The sequence below is a fragment of the Streptomyces sp. NPDC033966 genome (genome assembly GCF_055575955.1).
Genome location: NZ_JBVIRQ010000044.1, coordinates 3,329 through 4,762, shown reverse-complemented (window position 1 = coordinate 4,762; position 1,434 = coordinate 3,329). Strand labels below are relative to the sequence as shown.

Below are 1,434 nucleotides of genomic sequence, written 5' to 3'. Positions count from 1 at the left end.
CTTCAGAACTAACACAGTGGACGCGAGCAACTGAGGACAAGCCCTCGGCCTATTAGTACCAGTCAGCTCCACCCGTTACCGGGCTTCCACATCTGGCCTATCAACCCAGTCGTCTACTGGGAGCCTTACCCTCTCAAGGAGGTGGGAATACTCATCTTGAAGCAGGCTTCCCGCTTAGATGCTTTCAGCGGTTATCCCTCCCGAACGTAGCCAACCAGCCATGCCCTTGGCAGGACAACTGGCACACCAGAGGTTCGTCCGTCCCGGTCCTCTCGTACTAGGGACAGCCCTTCTCAATATTCCTACGCGCACAGCGGATAGGGACCGAACTGTCTCACGACGTTCTAAACCCAGCTCGCGTACCGCTTTAATGGGCGAACAGCCCAACCCTTGGGACCGACTCCAGCCCCAGGATGCGACGAGCCGACATCGAGGTGCCAAACCATCCCGTCGATATGGACTCTTGGGGAAGATCAGCCTGTTATCCCCGGGGTACCTTTTATCCGTTGAGCGACGGCGCTTCCACAAGCCACCGCCGGATCACTAGTCCCGACTTTCGTCCCTGCTCGACCCGTCGGTCTCACAGTCAAGCTCCCTTGTGCACTTACACTCAACACCTGATTGCCAACCAGGCTGAGGGAACCTTTGGGCGCCTCCGTTACCCTTTGGGAGGCAACCGCCCCAGTTAAACTACCCATCAGACACTGTCCCTGATCCGGATCACGGACCGAGGTTAGACATCCAGCACGACCAGAGTGGTATTTCAACGGCGACTCCACAACCACTGGCGTGGCTGCTTCAAAGTCTCCCACCTATCCTACACAAGCCGAACCGAACACCAATATCAAACTGTAGTAAAGGTCCCGGGGTCTTTCCGTCCTGCTGCGCGAAACGAGCATCTTTACTCGTAGTGCAATTTCACCGGGCCTATGGTTGAGACAGTCGAGAAGTCGTTACGCCATTCGTGCAGGTCGGAACTTACCCGACAAGGAATTTCGCTACCTTAGGATGGTTATAGTTACCACCGCCGTTTACTGGCGCTTAAGTTCTCAGCTTCGCAACCCCGAAAGGTCACTAACCGGTCCCCTTAACGTTCCAGCACCGGGCAGGCGTCAGTCCGTATACATCGCCTTACGGCTTCGCACGGACCTGTGTTTTTAGTAAACAGTCGCTTCTCGCTGGTCTCTGCGGCCACCCCCAGCTCACGGAGCAAGTCCGATCACCAGTGATGGCCCCCCTTCTCCCGAAGTTACGGGGGCATTTTGCCGAGTTCCTTAACCATAGTTCACCCGAACGCCTCGGTATTCTCTACCTGACCACCTGAGTCGGTTTAGGGTACGGGCCGCCATGAAACTCGCTAGAGGCTTTTCTCGACAGCATAGGATCATCCACTTCACCACAATCGGCTCGGCATCAGGTCTCAGCCTTAACCGT

General features: G+C 56.1%; 1 rRNA gene (running past one end of the window). It reads right to left on the bottom strand.

Going from position 1 to position 1,434, the window contains the following annotated elements:
- Positions 1-32: 32 nt before the first annotated feature.
- Positions 33-1,434, bottom strand: a 23S ribosomal RNA gene (locus ACZ518_RS39310); it runs 1,816 nt beyond the window's last position.